The organism is Blochmannia endosymbiont of Camponotus sp. C-046 (assembly GCF_023585865.1).
GTDB lineage: Bacteria > Pseudomonadota > Gammaproteobacteria > Enterobacterales > Enterobacteriaceae > Blochmanniella.
Genome location: NZ_CP097752.1, coordinates 370,066 through 390,641, shown reverse-complemented (window position 1 = coordinate 390,641; position 20,576 = coordinate 370,066). Strand labels below are relative to the sequence as shown.

Sequence of the window (20,576 nt, the reverse complement as noted above, 5' to 3'; positions counted from 1 at the left end):
TCAAAATAATTATACTATAGTAATAGTGATGTTTGTATAGTTTATAAAAACCAATTAATGTAGAGTATTACTCACTATAACACACAGAAAAGATATAATTAATGAAAAAAATAATACTAACCATGCTCCTGTCATGTCTAATAAAAATCCACCTACAATCCCACCGAACCCTATACCTAAAAATTGACCAATAGAATAAATACTAATAGTAGTTCCTTTATATTTTTTTAGAGCTTCTTTATTTATCAAAGCAGGTAATATTGTTTCTATTATACTAAATGCTATAAAAAATAACTGCATTCCGAGCAAAAACATCTTATAGTAAGATATGTTAATGAACATAATTAATTCAGATAAAAATAAAATACTCATACAAGCAATTAATATTTTTTTTGCATAATTTTTACCTTCAGAATAAAAAATACATGCCACTACTGCAACCGAAGATATTAGCATAATAACACTATAAATTTCCCAATGGATACTCAGAGGAAATCCTAAATTGATCATTGTTTTAGGTAAAACAATAAGATTTAACATTAAAATAGTGTGTATAAAAAATATGCTGACATTTAATTTTATTAATTGTGAATGAGTTAATATTTGTTTAATGTTATCGAATATCATGAACAAATTTTCATCGTTTTTCGCACAATGAGAAGAAATAGGTGGTTTTATAATATAAGTTAGAACAATAGCTAATATAGCTAATATACTAATACTATGAAATAGTCCGTTTAATCCAAACCTATCAGTAATAATTGGTCCAAAAACCATAGAAGCAGCAAAAGCTATACCAACACTCATTCCAACTGAAGCCATAGCTTTTACGTGATGTTGTTCTCGTACGGAATCTAACAATAATGCTATAAGTACGCTACCAATAGCTCCTGATCCTTGTAGCGCTCGTCCTGTGATAACTCCCCAAATATTATTAGTAGTGGCCGCTATTTCACTTCCCAAAATAAACAACACTAATCCTCCGACAATAACAGATTTACATCCAATTTTATCAGACATAAGTCCAAAAGGTAATTGACACATTATTTGCATTAGGCCATATATTCCAATAGCTATACCTATTAAACTGCCATTTACTCCTTGTAAAGAAACAGCATGAATGGTTAAAACAGGTAATATCATAAATACTCCTACCATGCGTAACGCGAATATCATGCTTATTCCTAATATAGTAAGAAATTCTTTTTTAGTCATTATAATATTTTAATGGATAAATATAGAAAATATACTAAACTTAATATTTTAAAAACATCGATATATATGAAATATTAAAAAATTTTATGAATATTGAAAAATACCATATTATTTATTCATTACATTGATAGTATTACATATACGTGTTTATAGTAATACATTTTTATGTAGCAAACAAAATACCATCTAAGGATAAAAGTAAATTTAAAGACACTATGACGACAAGAGATAAAAAAAACATTTTTTTTGCCCACAAACTATCATTGTTAATTATTTTATAACCATACAATCCCACATATAACCACCATGCATTCATTATACTAATGATGATTAAAAACATGTAACTAGTATATCCCATAGCAGTAAATACTATATTTGCTACAATAAATCCAATTATATAAACAACCATATGATTTTTAGTAGACTCCACTCCCTTTTGAATAGGGAAAGTTGGAATAAAAGCTACTTTATAATCATGTAATCGTAAAATACTAATGGCATAAGAATGCGGGACTTGCCACAAACTAAACATTATTAACAATATCAAAGCTCCTACATCAAATTGATTTGCAACGGTACAATATCCAATGATTGGCGGCATCGCTCCTGATATACTACCCACTATTACGCTATAAATAGATCTACGTTTCATCCATAGACTATATACACCGACATATATAAATAAACCTATTGCTGCTAAAAATACTGTTAAAAAATTTCTAGTAAAACCCAAAAATAAAAACCCAGATATACTTAAGATTACTGCATATAATATACTTTTATTTAAAAAAAGTTGATTGTATTTTACTAAGACTCTATGTTTAGTTCGCTCCATAACCGCATCAATATCTCGATCAATAATATTATTTAACACACAACTAGCAGCTATAATTAAGGCTATCCCTATAATCATAGGGATAAATAAAGGATAAGATACATGCTTTCGTGAGGCTATTAAAAACCCCCCTATAGATGACATTATATTACCTACAACAATTCCTGGTTTTATTAAATGAAAATAATATTTCATCATAACAATTAAATTATATTAGTCAAATCATCAAATTATAATGCAAATGTGTCATAATCCACACGCTTCCTAACACAAGAATAAAAACAATAAACACTGTGAATATTAAAGATATTAAACTCCATGCTTGATTAGACATATTTCCCACATGTAAAAAGAAAATTAAATGAACGAAAATCTGAATTACTGAGCAAGATACGATGATATTTATTAATATTTCTTTATTCATTGTGTCATATGATGCAACCACAAAAAATGGAATAATTGTCAAAACAACAGATAACACAAATCCAATTAAATATGATTGCTGTGTTGTATATCCATTCTTCATGAATCATAGTACTCCTATTAAATATACTTCAGTAAATACACATATCCATATAATATCGAGAAAATGCCAGAACAAACCTAAACACTGCATTCGTATGTAATTAGTGTATGTTAATCCTTCATATATAATATGTATAATCATTACTACAATCCAAATAAGACCCCCTATCACATGTAAACCATGAGTCCCTACCAAAGTAAAAAAAGAAGAAAGAAATGCACTGCGACACGGGTTGTTTCCTAATTTAATTAAATGATGAAATTCATATATCTCCATGCTAATAAAACATAGCCCTAATAAAAAAGTTATACCCATCCAAATATTTATTTGTTTCATATATGATTTTTCAGCATACATCATAACTTTACCATAAGTCAGGCTACTTAATAACAAACAACAAGTTTCTATGAACACAAAAGGTAATGAAAATATATCTTTACTCGAAGAAAAATTTACTGTGCTATTATGCAATACCAGATATATTGCAAATAAACTTGCAAATAAAATACAATCACTCATTATGTATAACCAAAAACCAAATATTGTCTTTATATTTAAATTGTTATGTTTATACATTATTAACACATTCAATTTCTTTAATTTTATCTATTGATACGTAATATTCCGTATCATCATTAAATGTATGAATAATCCAAGTTGCTATTATTCCAACCACACTAAAAATAACGAGCCACCATATATACCAAATCATAGAAAATCCAAATAATAAACTGAAAAAAGATATAACAATACCAGAACAAGTATTTTTAGGCATATGTATAGATTGATATTGATCAGCACAAGAATATACGTTTCTATTATTTTTTACATACCAAAAAACATCACGATCGTTGTTTATGATAGGAATAATCGCAAAATTATAAAATGGCGGGGGAGAAGCAACAGCCCATTCTAAAGTAGATCCATTCCATGGATTTCCATTTATATCTTTATATTTATCACGATGTACAATACTGACTGCTATTTGAATACATTGACACAGAATACCCAACCCAATCAATATAGTGCCTATTGATGCAGTTATTAACATTGACGAAAATATTGGATCAATATGTTGGCTTAAACGACGAGTCATACCCATAAACCCTAAAATATATAACGGCATAAACGCTATATAAAATCCAACCATCCAAAACCAAAAAGCTCGTTTCCCCCATTGTTCATTCAACATATAACCAAAAGCTTTAGGAAACCAATAAGTAGCACCAGCAAAACAACCAAACAATACCCCTCCAATGATAACATTATGAAAATGTGCAATTAAAAACAAACTATTATGTAATACAAAATCAGCTCCAGGAACAGATAATAATACTCCAGTCATGCCTCCTATGGAAAATGTAATAATAAATCCAATAGTCCACATCATTGGAGAAGTAAAAATAATTTTTCCTCGATACATAGTAAATAACCAGTTAAACACTTTTACTCCGGTTGGAATGGCAATGATCATAGTCATAATACCGAAAAATGCATTGACGTTAGCACCTGCACCCATGGTAAAAAAATGGTGCAACCATACACAAAAAGATAATATAGTAATAGCGATAGTAGCCCACACTAATGAAGTATATCCAAACAACTTCTTTTGTGAGAAAGTAGAAACAACCTCTGAAAATACACCAAATACGGGCAATACTAAAATATATACTTCTGGATGACCCCAAGCCCAAAATAGATTGATGTACATCATCATATTTCCACCTAAATCATTAGTAAAAAAATGAGTTCCTAGATAACGATCTAATGTTAATAAAGCGATAGTAACAGTCAAAATCGGAAAAGCTACAATGATTAATGTATTTGTGCATAAAGCAGTCCAAGTAAAAACTGGCATTTTCATCATTGACAATCCCGGAGCTCGCATGTATAAAATTGTAGTGAAAAAATTTATACCAGTTAAAGTAGTTCCTATTCCGGAAATTTGTATACTCCATATCCAATAATCAACACCAACACCAGGACTGTATTCTTTACTTGATAGCGGCGGGTAACCTGACCATCCTGTTTGAGCAAATTCCCCTATTCCTAAGGAAAGATTCATTAAAATTACACCCACCATAAACAACCAAAAACTCAAAGAATTTAAAAAAGGAAAAGCAACATCCCTCGCTCCAATTTGTAATGGAACCACTAAGTTCATTAATCCTATTACAAACGGAGTAGCCATGAATATGATCATAATTACTCCATGAGCAGTAATTACTTGGTTATAATGATGAGCTGAAAGAAATTCATACGATCCAGAAGAAGAGAGAGCTTGTTGCGCTCTCATCATGATTGCATCAGCAAAACCACGTAAAAACATAACACATGAGACTATAATATACATAATCCCAATTTTTTTATGATCTACAGAAGTAAACCATTCATTCCAAAGGTATCGCCATTTACTATAATATGTAATAACACCAGAAAGAATTATTCCAATAAAAAGAATAACGACGACTGTCGACATAATAACTGGATCTTCATATGGAATAGAATGTATTGTTAATTTTCCAAACATTACTTTATTATCCTTATATATTCACAACATTTCCTAAAACCATCATACTTTATACTAAAAAACATGAATTATATCTAAAAATATTCTTTTTTTTGATGTGAAAATTTATTAATTACATTATCAAATAAGTGGGGTTCTACATTGGAAAAATAAATGATCGGATGATATTCGCTAGGTTTAGCTAATTTCTCATACATTGACATATTATTAATTTGGTAAAGTGATTTTTGAGCTTTTTGTATCCATTGTTCAAATTCTTGTTTCGTTTGCGTAGCAACAACAGTAAATTTCATACCAGAAAATCCTCGACCACTAAAATTTGATGAAATACCTTTATATTGACCTGCCATGTTAGCTATTAAATATAACTCCGTACGCATTCCAGCCATCGCATAAATTTGCCCCCCTAATTGAGGAATAAAAAAAGAATTCATAACCGAATTAGAAGTAACGTTGAATTTTATTGGCGTATTTGCCGGAAAAACAAGCTCGTTAATAACTGCTATATTTTGTTTTGGATAAACAAAAAGCCATTTCCAATCTAATGATATAACATTAATAATAATCGGTGGTTCAATAGATGATACAATAGGGTTTTTAGGGTCTAATTTATGAGTAGATTTCCAAGTTACAGTCCCTAAAAACAGAATAATCAAAATTGGCACAGCCCACACTATAAATTCTATTTTTTTAGAGTTTACCCAATTAGGACTATATCGCGTATTTCTAAGATTAGACGCTCTATATTTTATAGTAAAAAAAACCGTCATCATAATTACCGGGACAACTATACTAAGCATTAATCCGAATGCGGTTAAGATCAATGAACGTTCCTCTATCCCAATTTGACCTTTAGGATTTAATAAAACTAAACTACTGCATCCATTTAATACTGTTGTCACGCTATATAGCAATAATGAAATACATATTTTTCTATGTTTGTATGCTCTGAATTTCATCAATAACTCTAATACGAATATATATATATGCATATATATATATTTGTTAAGTTTTTACATTAAACATCCTACTCCAAACCTTCATTAATGTAAATAAATTATATATATATCTAAAAAATCTTCATAACTACCATTGGTTAAAAGATGTTAAATATAAGTGAATATATTATTCAAAAATTAACTTCATTAGCAATGCCAAAACAACACTAAATACTCCATTACTTAGTAATTTGTACCAATACTTCTTATATTGCCATATAATTAGTTTCATTTTATTACCACACAAATTTAGAGCAAAAATTAATTTAATTAATTATTTCACATATCTATTTATTAATAGAATCATGTAATATTTATACATATGATGTTATTACAACTCAGTATATTAACAAATTCAAAAATATAAGTTAACCACTCAGTGGTTATTTATTAGATGTATATTTAAATTGAAGGCCTGTTATATTATGTAGTGTATAAAATAAAAATAAATAAATCGAGTACGCGTAATGATTCAAAATATTACATATTTAATGGAGATACGTTACTGTTATTCTATTCCACAGATATTGTTAAATACAGAATATTTGCGCAATCAATATATCTTTCTAAAAAATATATATTCATAAAATTTCATACTCAAAAAAATACTTTTCTTTTTAGAAGAAAATTATGAAGTAATTATTCGACATAAAATCATGGTGACATTGGATATAATTAAAATTATTATGAATTTTATTATCAAAAAAAATCAATTCAATTAATTGAACTACATACAGCAATATATACTTTTGTAAAATAATAAAAACTTTGTGCATGTTGTCATAATAAACATATATATTAAATATCAAAATTTAAAAATCAAAAACGGATATTGATTATAGATTTTAGAAATATATACAATATACGTACACAGAAATGCGGTAATAAAAAAGTTACCGTTGAAATAGGATCGCTTTTAACATTGCCGTATTATCTTATGATAGAATATAAGATAATAAAAATTGGGGATATTGTTATTATGATTAATACAAATAATCAGTTTTCACAATTTATAAGAAAAGATATTTAATTATGCATAGAAAATATATTTAACATAAAAATTAATATTCAACATAAATTATCGTTTTACTGTCCTCTATTAAAGAAGATACACAGATTTATTATTATGATGATTTCTAATAGCATGAAAATTCTAAAGTTTTTAAAAGCAAATCAGCATTATATGGAATGTACGATTCCACAGAATAATACGACAAAAAATAAATATACGGGAAAATTCAAGAATTCGTTGATATTATTACCAATGATATTATTTAGAATAAATAAACAATTAAATAACAAAACAGTATATCACTGTTCTCATAATGTTGAATTCTTTTCTATATTTAATAACACATAAACTGATAGTTTCAAAGCAATAAGATAACAAAATGTATAATACCAAATCAAACCTATAAACAAAAATCACTACAACTATTCTTGCTAAGAATAGTTAACTTTAAATTCAAGGAAAACATTACATAAAATTCACGTTACTATGATGTAGTAACGTTATCTAAAAATTAAATGTTAAATTATGGTTTCTAACTAATAAAAATTATTAATAATATATAAATACATCAAACTCAACGTTTCAAACAATGTTATCATACAACATAAATACAACAAAGATAAAAATATATTAGTTTCCCTTTTTGGAGAACAGTAATTAATTTCATTCTTGATTTAAAAAAATTAATTACAAGAAATTACATGTAACAATTGAATAAATCTATATTAAAGTGCATAAGTAACATTAAATTATTAAGGAATATCGATTGCAATAATAGTTATTTTAATTAATTGACTAATCAAATTAATTAAATTATAAATAATCAGTTCTCATCAATGGAAAATTTTTTCAACATATTTTTTACATACAATAGTGAGTCGTATATAAAATACAACAAGAATAGATAACACATATATAAATTTGTAAACATTTTCTATTATAGTCTTGCAAAATTTAATCAATAATCAATTAATGCAAACTATAACGCTCAATCATTGCTTCTTAATAGAATATGAATATTAAATTTAGTTTGAAATTTTTCATAAATTATATTATATCGAGGTTTACACAACAATTCGGTATAACAAGTATATAATACAAGAGGGTGCAATACATGCTACTATATAATATCCATATAATTTTACAACATTTTATTATCATCCTATGATAGTAATTCCAACAGTCATAGAACATACTATTCGCGGAGATCGATCATACGATATATTTTCTTTATTACTCAAGGAAAGAATTATCTTTATGACAGGAACAATTGAAGATAGCATAGCTAATTTGATTGTTGCTCAGATGATTTTTTTAGAATCAGAAAATTCAGAAAAAGACATCCACTTGTATATTAACTCTCCGGGAGGAGTAATCACTGCAGGGATGTCGATATACGATACTATACAGTTTGTAAAACCTGATGTTAGTACATTTTGCATGGGGCAAGCTGCGTCAATGAGTGCTTTTCTATTAGCCTCTGGTACTAAAGGTAAGCGATTTTGTTTGCCGAATGCTCGAATCATGATTCATCAACCATTAGGATGTTTTCAAGGACAAGCTACTGATATTGCTATTCATACCAGAGAAATATTAAAAATTAAAAACAATATCAATAAGCTTATGGCCAAACATACCGGACAATCTATTGATGCTATCAATAAAGATACAGAACGAGATTGTTTTCTATCTGCTGATGAAGCCATGAAATATGGATTGATAGATTGTGTATTATCTCAACGAATATAAATTTAAATTATTACTTGATTTATATTTTTTATCGTAATCAATCATACATAATAAATTTTATGTCTGAATTTGTTATTTATATATCAAAATAATTTATAGCTTATTTTTACATTAATTAATCGTAAACGGAAGGATATCAAACTGTGAACGATAATCATCAAGATCATTCAAAAAATATATTATGTTGTTCATTTTGTGGAAAAGATCAAAATCAAGTATTAAAATTAATTGCTGGATTGTCAGCTCATATTTGTGATACATGTGTTGCTTTATGTAAAGATATAATTATCCAAGAAAGTCAAGATAAAATAATTAACGAACAATCAATTACATACCCCACACCTTGTGAAATCAAAAATTATTTAGACGATTACGTTATTGGACAGGAATATACTAAAAAAGTACTATCAGTAGCAGTATATAATCATTACAAACGTTTACGTAATGAAAAGATATGCGCAAATAATACAAAATTATTTAAAAGTAACATTTTATTAATCGGTCCTACAGGAAGCGGTAAAACATTGTTAGCAGAAACATTAGCTCGGTTTCTTAACGTACCATTTGCTATATCAGATGCTACTACTTTGACAGAAGCGGGCTACGTAGGTGAAGATGTAGAAAACGTTGTACAGAAATTATTACAACGATGTAATTATGACGTGAATAAAGCACAACAAGGAATTATTTATATAGATGAAATAGATAAAATATCTAAAAAATCAGAAAATCTTTCTATTACTCGAGATGTTTCCGGGGAAGGAGTACAACAAGCTTTATTGAAGTTGATTGAAGGGACCACAGCTGCGGTACCCCCACAAGGGGGGCGTAAACATCCTCAGCAAGAATTTATACAAGTAGATACTACTAATATTCTTTTTATTTGTGGGGGTGCTTTTTTTGGTTTGGATCAAATTGTTCAGCAACGCACTACTAGCAAACGTACAATTGGCTTTCGAGTTTTAGAAAATAACAACGATATAACAAAAAACACTGAGCATGCATTATTAACACAAATTGAGCCAGAAGATTTAATTAAATTTGGTTTAATTCCAGAATTTGTTGGTCGACTTCCAATAATTTCTATTTTAGATGAACTGAGAGAAAAAGAATTAATTAAAATCTTAAAAGAACCAAAGAATGCTTTAATAAAACAATATGAAACATTATTTCATATTGATGGAGTGAAATTAGAATTTTCCGAAACATCATTGATTGCTATTGCTAAAAATGCTATGGAAAAAAAAATTGGTGCTCGTGGACTGAGAACTATCCTAGAGAACATATTATTAGATATAATGTTTGAGTTACCTTCTCAAAATAATATAGATAAAATAATAATTGACGAATCAGTAATATTTGGACAATCAAAACCACTGTTGATCTACACTTCATCATAAAATTAGCCAAACTTAAGTGTATTCTCTCGTAGAATAATAACTACATGTAAACACTTCTTATACATTGGGAATAAAAAATTCATTACATCATAATCTCTTACACTACTGTAAATATAAGATTGAAAAAATTTGCATATAATGTTAATCATCAATGCATGACTATTTTTAGTTATAATGTTGTTATTAAAAACAATTATAATTGAAATAAAAACTTTAAATAATTAATTATTTTTTATTGAAAAATTTTTTCCAAATAAAAAAATTTTCATTTCTTTTTCAAGTATTGTACGATCTGAAGTATTCATCATATTTAATTTATTTTCATTGATTAAAATAGTTTGCTTATCTTTCCATTGCATCCATGCAATTTTAGAGATATGTTCATAAATATACTTTCCCAAAGCTCCTGGATAACATGGAGCATCTAATTTTTCAGCATATCTTTTTAAAAAAATACAATAAACTATTTTGGACATTATTAAAATCCCGTATTGTAACAATCATTTTATGAAAATTTGGATATTTAATGTTTACTATATTATAACTGTAATTTCTGTAGTAGAGTAGAAATTGGTTTAGGTAATCCAATAGTTGGGGGATGTATCAAATCATACCAAATCCCATCTTTTTTATAATTTACCTTCTTGTTTATATTGATCAATATTGGTTTGATTTCTAAATCAATATTACTCAATTTATGTTTTAAAATAGACAGATTTATACGTTGATTACTATTAAGATTGTAGTTTAATAACCAATTATTTAATACTTTAAGATTAGAAAATTCAGGAAAACAAAACAATCCACCCCATATTCCTTGATATGATCGTTTTTCCAGCCATATCATTTTCATTTGATACTGTTGTGACAATAACAACAGAAACCAGATAGTTTTCTTAAGTAATCTTTTTTGAAGTTTTTTTCTGGGATATTGATCAGCACAATGATTCAAAAAAGATTGACAATTTTCTTGAAGAGGACAATCACTGCAAAGTGGATACATGTTAGTACATATTAATCTCCCAAGATCCATCATAGCTTGATTAAAAGCCGCGACTTCTACATTAGGAAGCAATTGCTCGATTAATAACCATAGTTTATTATTCACCTTAGAACTATTTCTTGATAAATAATAATCAAGGGCATAATATCTAATTAATATCCGTTTTACATTACCATCAAGAATAGGATAATGCTGATCTAATGTTAATGACAATATAGCTCCTGCAGTAGATTTTCCAATACCAGGAAAAGAAATAAGAGTATCGAAATCTTTTGGGAAATTACCATGATAATAATTTAAAATAATATTAGCTGTTTTATGCAGATTCCTAGCCCGTACATAATATCCTAATCCGCTCCACAAAAATAATACTTCATCTAATTCCGCTGTCGCTAATTGTTTAATTGTTGGAAATTTTGAAATAAATCGTTCATAATAAACAATTACAGTTTTTACTTGTGTTTGTTGTAACATGATTTCAGATAACCAAGTTTTATACATTGTTTTATTCAATTGCCACGGTAAATCTTGCGTTCTATATTTCTTATACCACAGTAGTATTTTTTCTGAAAAAATAATATCTTGAGCCATATGTTTTTATGTTATATAAAAAATCAAACGTAATTAAATATTATCCACATAGTACATAACTAACTAAAAATCCTATTAAAAGATATTCTTAAAAAATTAAAAATAATTACACTAAATAACAACACCGGATTAATTTTTCGTTAAAGTAAGTATAAATGTTTCAATTAACCAATAAGATATGAAATCTAATTCAAGAATTAATATGTTAATTTGTAATTATTTATTTAAAATGTCACTATACGATAAACCATTTTTTTGAGATATAAAAAATTTATCAATCCTGTTGTTTACTAATGACTAAAAATAGTATTCATATATCAGTACATATACGTTGAGTATAAATCAACTCATATGCACATTTTTAATGAAATTAAAAGTGATTATTGTAAATGTTTACTAAAAATGGCACAAACATCACAAACATTTTTAATATAATGCTGTATTCTAAGTATCTCAATTAAAATTCAGATATTTTATCTCTTTATCACAATCCCTAATTTTTTTATTTATACTGATTATCTATTTTTAAAAAACAAGCACACAAAAACAACCCTTTCAAATATTCTGTGTTCAATTGAAATTTGAAATTTATAAAACATATACAATCAAAGTTATCTATCAAAATTTGATATAATCTTTTAATTTTAATAAAATTAAATAAAAATTGAATCAATTAATTCATCATCATTGTATTAAAATAAGTGCATTTTTTAAAACCTATAATTTTAGTATCACTTCAAATTATATTTCTGATAACGACAATTAATGCGTGAATTAACAATTCCACTGTTAAAATTAGTCAATATTTCTATCAAAAATTAACATTTCTTATTATATATGAAATAAAACTATTAAATATAAATTCAAATGATAAATTTTAAAACTTAACGTATTATTATTTTTAGTATTGTTATTAAAATTTTTTAAAATAACACATATTATTTGTTGTACTTAAGATTGATTCAACCAACTTTCCAAAATTACTCCAGCTGAAAGTGCATTGATGTTAATATTTGGTTTAACACATAAATAATTACAGCAATATTCGGAATAGTTTAAACGCGCTTCACTTGTACTAAAACGCTCATCATGCATCTTGACTGTAACAGGAAGTTGCTCTTTCAGTTGCATAGCAAATATTTTTGCCAAAATCGTAATAGGTTGTTCACTTCCATCTATTTTTAAAGGTAATCCTACTACTGCAATTGTTGGTTTCCACGTATTATAAATATTTTTAATATGTTTCCAATTAGGAACGCCAGATTCTGACCGTAATACAGTCAGAGGTTGTGCAGTATAGGTCAATGTTTGACCTATAGCCACACCTATGTGCTCAGTACCAAAATCAAAACCCATGACTATATCAACACCACCAATTGACATCACGCGTGACCTGTCTGGGCAGCAATACTACAAATATCAATGCCCAATATTTTTGCAGCTGCACGCCAACGAGCAACAATAGGCGTGTGAAACAAAATTTTTTCATTAGCCGGAGCGGTAAGCCAAGTATTTTCCATTAGTTCATGTTCTAATTGACCTTTATCCCATCCAGAATAGCCAAGCGCCACTAACACATCTTTTGGTTGATTCGGGGTTCCTAAAGTTTCTAAGATATCTTTAGAAGTAGTAATCATAGCTTTTGAAGAAATATTAACACTAGAACCGAAACCTTTTTTGGGAGTATGTAAAATAAAACCTCGATCATCCAATAAAGGACCTCCAGAAAACACTGGACTATCTAATCGAATAGACGGGTCACGTATGGGAGATACAATTTTCAAATTGTTTAATATTGTCTCTACTGTGCATCGTGTAACTAGTTTATTAATAACAATACCCATAGCACCTGTGTTATTATGCTCACAAATATATACCACTGATTGTTTAAATAATGGGTCTTTCAGTGCAGGCATAGCTATTAGAAAATGATTTTGTAAATTTATTATCTTATGTATTGACATAAACTACTTATAAATTTATGTATTAAAATACAAGTCTAAAAATTAAATTCATTATTTTGTATAAATTAATTCATACTGTTTCTATCAATGATTATTCATTTATTTCTATATAAACCATGATTCAATTTAAAAGTATTTAAATGTTTTTAAATTGTTGTTAAAACAATATGTATTGTGCAAACATGTTAATAATATTTTGTTACACTGATAACGTTGTAAATTTAAAAGATCAATACTAATTGATATCACATCTTCAACATATGTTTGTTATGTAACACATGTGTATTTTAATTGTTGTATTAAAATTAACCGAAACTACTACGTATTCAAAATATCTAAAAAATCCTCAATACATATAGTACATATCAAATATGTTTGTTTGATAAAAACTGATAAAAAAATTTATAATATTAATTCATCATATAAATCTAATGCACTTTATTATATTTAAAAAAATATTTATTGTATATGCATATTTCATAAAAATTTTTGCAAAATTTAATCAATTTTAATTATCACATTTGCATAAATTATAATATTTATTATTAAATTAAAATTAAGTATCAATTTTAATATATATCAACATACATAAATGAAATTTTTTAATTTTTTATTAAAATCATCAACAATTGATTACATAATTTTTAATTTTTCACACAAACATATCCGTATTTACATGTAAGATCAATATCAATCTATCAATCTTATTATTGTATACTTATTGATCAACTAACTACATATTCATATTAGTAAAAATCATTTCAAATTTACTTAAAAAATAAATATAAAAATATTAGAGCGATGTAAATTTTAAACCAGCTGCATCACGAAGAAGATCTGCCTTATCAACTTTTTCCCAAGGAAAACATTCACGACCAAAATGACCATACACAGCTGTTTCTTTATAAATCGGTTTTAATAAATCTAACATAGCAATCAAACCATAAGGACGAAAATCAAAAAAGTTTTTTATTAATTTCATCAAAATATCATGTGATCTTTTTTCTGTTCCAAAAGTTTCAATACTCATAGAAATTGGATGCGGAAGACCAATTGCGTAGGAAATTTGAAGCTCACAACGATCTGCTAACCCGGCCGCCACAATGTTTTTAGCTACATATCTCGCTCCGTAAGCAGCCGAACGATCTACCTTCGAAGGATCTTTTCCAGAAAAAGATCCGCCACCATGCCGCGCCATACCTCCATAAGTATCTACAATAATTTTTCTTCCAGTTAAACCACAATCACTAATAGGACCCCCTATAACAAAACGTCCCCCAGGATTAATCAGAAATGTAGTGCTATTAGACAACCATTTGTTAGGCAACACTGGTTTAATGATTTCTTCCATAGCAGCTTCTTTTAAATCTGTTAACTTTACATCACAAGCATGTTGAATAGACAACACAACCGTGGTGATACCAATTATCTTACCATTCTCATAAGCAACGGTTACTTGGCTTTTCGCATCTAACCCCAACCAAGGTAGCACCCCACTTTTTCTTACTTGAGACTTTCTTTTAATTAAACGATGTGCATATGTTATCGGAGCAGGCATCAGAACATTAGTCTCATTAGTAGCGTATCCAAACATTAATCCCTGGTCACCTGCTCCTCGTTGTAATTCATTTGTATTACTTTGATCAATACTACATTGAATATCTGAAGATTGTTTATTAATTACACTCAAAATTACGCATGAATTTGCATCGAACCCCATATCTGAATGAACATAACCAATATCACGAATAGTATTTCTAGCGATTTCTTCCATATTTACCCAGGCAGTGGTGGTAATTTCTCCACCTATTATTACTATGCCTGTCTTAACATAAGTTTCACACGCAACACGAGCTCTTGGATCTTGCGCTAGGATAGAATCCAATATAGCATCAGAAACCTGATCTGCAATTTTATCTGGATGACCTGCTGATACGGATTCAGATGTAAATGAATATTGTGACATGTATCATATCCTTTCTAGTGTAGAATTGTGATCTTACATTAATTGATCCAAATATAAGTATGGTAAATTTATTTGGATCAATCATTATACAAAATTATTTTATGTAAATCCCATACATTATGATTTCTTTTACATTTAATAGTAAATTAACATTATTAAATTTACAACATCAAATATTAATAAAGTAGTTTACATAATTTATTAATAGATCATAAAAAAATTTTTTTAAAAATATTTCCATTTCTAATATTTTTCATCTTCTATTTGTATAGGCATATAGTCACTAATTTTCATCTTTATACACTTATTAATTTCTATTATCGAATCATGCGTTTTAATTGATTTATTAAAGAAATAAATTATCTCACTCAATATCACTACGTACGTAAATTTAAAATTTCTGACAAACATTAAATATTTATGCAAACCAATATTTTATGTATCATTTTATAATGATGTTTGTGCCCTGTGTTATAGAAAATAATCAAATTAAAAAAAATAAACAAACATAAAACTTGTGAGTGATATAATTTACTATATAAATATCATCTATACATTTAAATATAGGATAATTTAAGCATATTTATAAAATTTTTTAAATCTGAACACTCTATTTGATTATAATTTTATCGATAGACTGGATTTAAACCTTTACAAATATCAATTTATGCAAACATTCTATTTGATTTTACTCAAATCATATTTGATATATAAAAACTATTTTATAAAACTAATTAAATAACGGAAATCCATGGACACTTTAAATTATAAAAAAAATGATAACTCCTTATTTTTAGATCCCTTTGTATTTTTACAATTTAAATGAGAATTGGATCCTTATAATAATAGAGGGGTAATTACTAGGGTACCTTATGATATGGCTACCTCTGGACGCTCAGAAAACAAATTTGGACCAACAGTTATTAGACAAGCTGCACTGTAGAACAAGCATCTATTAATTTAACCTAGAACATTTTCGTTGGCCTTGGAGTATGTATGAATGTACGAAAAAAGTTGACATGTAGTTAACTGTGAAAAAATTTAGTATTCAAAATTGAAGACATACAAGATTTCACCAGTTCTCTTTACAATTATGCTGAAAATTTGCTAATGTCTGGAAAACAATGTTATTATTTAGAAATCGATCATTTATATCACACTACCTATATTACGAGCATACGCAAAAATTTTTGGAAAAATGGAATGATTTGCTTTGACGCACATGCAGATTACTGTGATGACGACAGTAAATATGATCATGGCGTTATGATATTACATACGTTTAACGAAAAATTAATAGATTCAGCACATTCAATACGAAATTGGTATTCGTACCGAACATAAAAAATGTTTCGGATTTGCAAAGCTAGATGTAGAATACATTAACGATACTGACATAAATGTCATCATAAATGATGACGACATCAATTACTAAATACTTGCTAATATATTTAACTTTTGATATTGATTGTTTGGATCTAACCACAGCACCTGGTACTAGAACTCCAGTAATTGGAAAATTAAAAAGTGACCATGTACTAAAATTAATACGAGGTTTTCAACGTTAAACATTATAGATATTGATTTAGCAGAAGTCGATCCAGATTATGGTTACACGAAAATTACTGATTTAGCAACTGCTACACTAAGATTAGAAATTATCTATACTCAAATAAAGTTAAAAAAATTAAAAATTAATTTAGTATATGCATTTGTAATGCATACATAATTTCAATTAATCACACAAAAAAAATAATATCGAACTATGAAATAGTACTATACTTAGAATACTAAACACTGATACCAAATCACAATACTGATAATATTAATTACGTAACATACTAAATAACTATATGATTGCAATACTAAATCCATTAAATGATTTATAAAATCAAATTATCATTAAGCAAGTCAATGCCTCATGCTTCTATAAGATATTATATATTTCCTATATGCATATTGATGTTATTCAGCACATAGCAACTTTTTGCAAGATGTTAATTTTTTTAGAGTGTTCATGTCATTAATCAATTATTTAAAAAATAAAATTTATTTTCAGTCATATATCATTATTTTATTAAATTATTAATCAATAAACTAACAAAAAGCGTAATATATATAGACAAGTTAAAATATATTTTTTCATCATTAGTATATGACTATCTATATTGCTTTACATTAAAAGGTTACCTATCATGACTATGATCAAAATGAGTGATTTAGACCTAACAGGGAAACGTGTGTTAATTCGTTCTGATTTAAACGTACCTATTAAAAATGGAATTATTATGTCTAATAGAAAAATTCATGCGTCATTACCTACTATTAAATCGGCTTTAAAGAAAAGTAAACATGTTATGGTAACTTCTCATCTAGGTCGACCAATAGAAGGAGAATATAATACTCAATTTTCTTTGGAACCCGTCGTGGAATATTTAAAAAAACAACTAATTAATAGATATGTCAAAGAAGTTCGGCTGGTTAAAGATTATTTAGAAGGAATAAACTTCGTTGAAGGAGAGCTTTTGATTTTAGAAAACGTGCGGTTTAATAAAGGAGAAAAAAAAGATGATGAGGTATTATCAAAGAAATATGCCATGTTATGCGATATATTTATCATGGATGCATTTGGAAGCGCTCATCGTACACAAGCGTCTACACATGGTATAGGTAAATTTGTCTCTTCAGCTTGTTCTGGAATTTTATTACAAAAAGAATTAGAAGCTTTAGGAAAGGCCCTATATAATCCTATGAGACCAATGGTTGCGATAGTTGGAGGATCTAAAGTATCTACTAAATTAACTGTTTTAGATTCTTTATCAAAAATTGCAGATTATCTGATACTAGGAGGAGGTATTGCAAATACCTTTTTAGCAGCTCAAGGCAAAAAAGTAGGAAAATCTTTATATGAAGAAGAACTTATACCTACAGCAAGACGTCTTTTAGAAAATTGTGATATACCTATTCTTACTGATGTACGAGTAAGTACAGAATTTTCTGAAACCGCCCAAGTAACTATGAAAACTATAATTGATATTAAAGATGATGAGCAAATTCTTGATTTAGGTGACGAATCTATTGATCGAATATTAGATATTTTAAATTGTGCTAAAACTATTCTTTGGAACGGCCCTATTGGAGTATTTGAATTTCCAAATTTTAGAAAAGGTACAGAAATGATATCACGTGCTATTGCTAAAAGTAATGCTTTTTCCATTGTTGGAGGAGGTGATACTTTAATGGCTATTGATTTATTTAATATTTCCGATCAAATTTCTTATATTTCTACTGGAGGTGGTGCTTTTTTAGAATTCATTGAAGGTAAAACATTTCCATCGGTAAAAATGCTTGAAAAACATGCTTTAAACACCATAATTTAATTAGCATTAAATATGAAAACATCACTACTATATTTAAATAATCTTTTAGATATAATATGTTCATTAACAACAGAAGAAAATAAATGACTAAGATTCTCGATTTTATAAAACCAGGCGTAGTCACTGGAGATAGTGTACAGAAAATGTTTAATTTTGCAAAAAAAAATAATTTTGCTTTACCAGCAATAAACTGTATAAACATAGATTCAATTAATGCTGCGCTAGAAGCTGCAGCTAATATGCAGTCTCCAATTATTTTACAGTTTTCTAAGAAAGGATCTGCTTTTATGGCAGGATACGGTTTAAATAACAATAACAATGATTACCCTACAGCAGTATTAGGAGCTATCTCTGGAAGTCTACACGTGCATCACATTGCTAAACACTATGGTATTCCTGTTATTTTACATACTGATCATTGCACTAAAAAAAATTTGCCTTGGATCGATGCTTTGTTAGATTTAGGTACAAAACATTTTTATGAAACTGGTAGCCCATTATTTTCATCTCATATGATTGATTTATCTGAAGAATCTTTAAAAGAAAACATAGCAATTAGCTCAAAATATTTAAGCCGTATGAATAAATTAAATATGACTTTAGAGATAGAATTAGGTTGCACAGGAGGAGAGGAAGATGGTATTGATCACCATCATTTGGACCGTTCACTTTTATATACAAATCCAGAAGATATAACTTACGCTTATGAAAAATTGCATATCATCAGCCCTCGATTCATTATAGCTGCAGCATTTGGAAATGTACATGGTGTATATAAACCAGGAAACATACAATTAAATCCAAAAATTCTTCAAAAATCACAAAAATACGTTTCTAAAAAATTTGGATTACCTGATAATTTTTTAAATTTAGTATTTCATGGAGGATCTGGATCTACAGAAGAAGAAATTAAAGAAGCTATTAGTTACGGTGTTGTAAAAATTAATATTGATACTGATATACAGTGGGCTACTTGGAACGGAATTTTAAAATACTATCAACACAATAAAAATTTTCTTCAAACTCAATTAGGTAACCCGTATGGACACGATCAACCAAATAAAAAATTTTATGATCCACGTATCTGGATTCGTGAAGGACAAAAATCAATGATTAAGTATTTAGAAAAAATATTTTGTACTTTAAATGCTATTAACATTTTGTAAAATCATGCTTTAATAGCAAATTATGATTACATTAGATCAAATTCATGTATTAATAAAACCGAATTATGCTCAGTGCAGTTAGATGAGTATTACTAGTATTATGTCTTACAACAAGTAAGATTAAATAGAACTTCAAAATAAATAAATCACAAAATTTGTTTGTTGTTTGCAGAATGTAATCTCTTCACGAAATCATAAAAATTATCTAATGTATGGTTTAATTTCCATTAAACATTATTTT

17 protein-coding genes are annotated in these 20,576 nt (G+C 27.6%); 6 read left to right on the top strand and 11 right to left on the bottom strand.

Annotation, left to right across the window (positions count from 1 at the left end; genetic code table 11):
• Nucleotides 1-54: 54 nt before the first annotated feature.
• The 6 genes from M9409_RS01575 to cyoA all read right to left on the bottom strand — a co-directional run bounded on the left by M9409_RS01575 (nucleotide 55) and on the right by cyoA (nucleotide 6,065).
• On the bottom strand, nucleotides 55-1,215 hold the full coding sequence (locus M9409_RS01575) for an MFS transporter (RefSeq protein WP_250227192.1): 1,161 nt from the start codon (nucleotides 1,213-1,215) through the stop codon (nucleotides 55-57).
• 163 nt (nucleotides 1,216-1,378) lie between these two features.
• On the bottom strand, nucleotides 1,379-2,248 hold the full coding sequence (cyoE, locus tag M9409_RS01570; RefSeq protein ID WP_250227191.1) for a heme o synthase: 870 nt from the start codon (nucleotides 2,246-2,248) through the stop codon (nucleotides 1,379-1,381).
• A gap of 19 nt (nucleotides 2,249-2,267) precedes the next feature.
• The gene (gene cyoD, locus M9409_RS01565) at nucleotides 2,268-2,576 is read right to left on the bottom strand and encodes a cytochrome o ubiquinol oxidase subunit IV (protein WP_250227190.1); all 309 of its coding nucleotides are present in this window, start codon (nucleotides 2,574-2,576) and stop codon (nucleotides 2,268-2,270) included.
• A gap of 3 nt (nucleotides 2,577-2,579) precedes the next feature.
• Entirely contained in the window at nucleotides 2,580-3,152 is a 573-nt protein-coding gene (gene cyoC / locus M9409_RS01560) for a cytochrome o ubiquinol oxidase subunit III (RefSeq protein WP_250227189.1), read from the bottom strand.
• Nucleotides 3,145-5,106: a cytochrome o ubiquinol oxidase subunit I gene (cyoB, locus tag M9409_RS01555; RefSeq protein WP_250227188.1), complete on the bottom strand. Its 1,962-nt coding sequence runs from the start codon at nucleotides 5,104-5,106 to the stop codon at nucleotides 3,145-3,147. The genes cyoC and cyoB overlap by 8 nt, the downstream gene beginning before the upstream one ends.
• Nucleotides 5,107-5,180: 74 nt before the next feature.
• Entirely contained in the window at nucleotides 5,181-6,065 is an 885-nt protein-coding gene (gene cyoA / locus M9409_RS01550; RefSeq protein WP_250227187.1) for a ubiquinol oxidase subunit II, read from the bottom strand.
• Between the two features lie 2,215 nt (nucleotides 6,066-8,280).
• Between cyoA and clpP the strand changes: the two genes are divergently transcribed.
• Nucleotides 8,281-8,865, top strand: coding sequence for an ATP-dependent Clp endopeptidase proteolytic subunit ClpP (clpP, locus tag M9409_RS01545; protein ID WP_250227186.1), 585 nt, complete (start codon nucleotides 8,281-8,283; stop codon nucleotides 8,863-8,865).
• A gap of 143 nt (nucleotides 8,866-9,008) precedes the next feature.
• Entirely contained in the window at nucleotides 9,009-10,265 is a 1,257-nt protein-coding gene (clpX, locus tag M9409_RS01540; RefSeq protein WP_250227185.1) for an ATP-dependent Clp protease ATP-binding subunit ClpX, read from the top strand.
• A 221-nt stretch (nucleotides 10,266-10,486) separates the two neighbouring features.
• On the opposite strand, the gene M9409_RS01535 is transcribed toward clpX, so the two are convergent.
• From M9409_RS01535 to metK, 5 genes are all read right to left on the bottom strand, one after another.
• On the bottom strand, nucleotides 10,487-10,741 hold the full coding sequence (locus M9409_RS01535) for an oxidative damage protection protein (RefSeq protein WP_250227184.1): 255 nt from the start codon (nucleotides 10,739-10,741) through the stop codon (nucleotides 10,487-10,489).
• Nucleotides 10,742-10,803: 62 nt separating this feature from the next.
• Nucleotides 10,804-11,859, bottom strand: a complete 1,056-nt coding sequence (mutY, locus tag M9409_RS01530; protein ID WP_250227183.1) for an A/G-specific adenine glycosylase — start codon at nucleotides 11,857-11,859, stop codon at nucleotides 10,804-10,806.
• Between the two features lie 951 nt (nucleotides 11,860-12,810).
• Complete coding sequence (ruvX, locus tag M9409_RS01525; protein ID WP_250227182.1) at nucleotides 12,811-13,242, bottom strand: Holliday junction resolvase RuvX; 432 nt, start codon at nucleotides 13,240-13,242, stop codon at nucleotides 12,811-12,813.
• On the bottom strand, nucleotides 13,242-13,805 hold the full coding sequence (locus M9409_RS01520) for a YqgE/AlgH family protein (protein ID WP_250227196.1): 564 nt from the start codon (nucleotides 13,803-13,805) through the stop codon (nucleotides 13,242-13,244). Before M9409_RS01520 ends, ruvX begins: the two co-directional genes overlap by 1 nt.
• An 811-nt stretch (nucleotides 13,806-14,616) precedes the next feature.
• Complete coding sequence (gene metK, locus M9409_RS01515; RefSeq protein ID WP_250227181.1) at nucleotides 14,617-15,789, bottom strand: methionine adenosyltransferase; 1,173 nt, start codon at nucleotides 15,787-15,789, stop codon at nucleotides 14,617-14,619.
• A 1,104-nt stretch (nucleotides 15,790-16,893) separates the two neighbouring features.
• Between metK and M9409_RS03300 the strand changes: the two genes are divergently transcribed.
• From M9409_RS03300 to fbaA, 4 genes are all read left to right on the top strand, one after another.
• Nucleotides 16,894-17,133 carry an arginase family protein gene (locus M9409_RS03300; protein ID WP_320411833.1) on the top strand — a complete coding sequence of 80 codons (240 nt, stop codon included), beginning with the start codon at nucleotides 16,894-16,896 and terminating at the stop codon, nucleotides 17,131-17,133.
• 71 nt (nucleotides 17,134-17,204) lie between these two features.
• Entirely contained in the window at nucleotides 17,205-17,357 is a 153-nt protein-coding gene (locus tag M9409_RS03295; RefSeq protein ID WP_284307404.1) for an arginase family protein, read from the top strand.
• Nucleotides 17,358-17,984: 627 nt separating this feature from the next.
• Nucleotides 17,985-19,169, top strand: a complete 1,185-nt coding sequence (locus M9409_RS01505; protein WP_250227180.1) for a phosphoglycerate kinase — start codon at nucleotides 17,985-17,987, stop codon at nucleotides 19,167-19,169.
• A gap of 83 nt (nucleotides 19,170-19,252) precedes the next feature.
• Entirely contained in the window at nucleotides 19,253-20,335 is a 1,083-nt protein-coding gene (fbaA, locus tag M9409_RS01500) for a class II fructose-bisphosphate aldolase (RefSeq protein WP_250227179.1), read from the top strand.
• Nucleotides 20,336-20,576 lie beyond the last annotated feature (241 nt).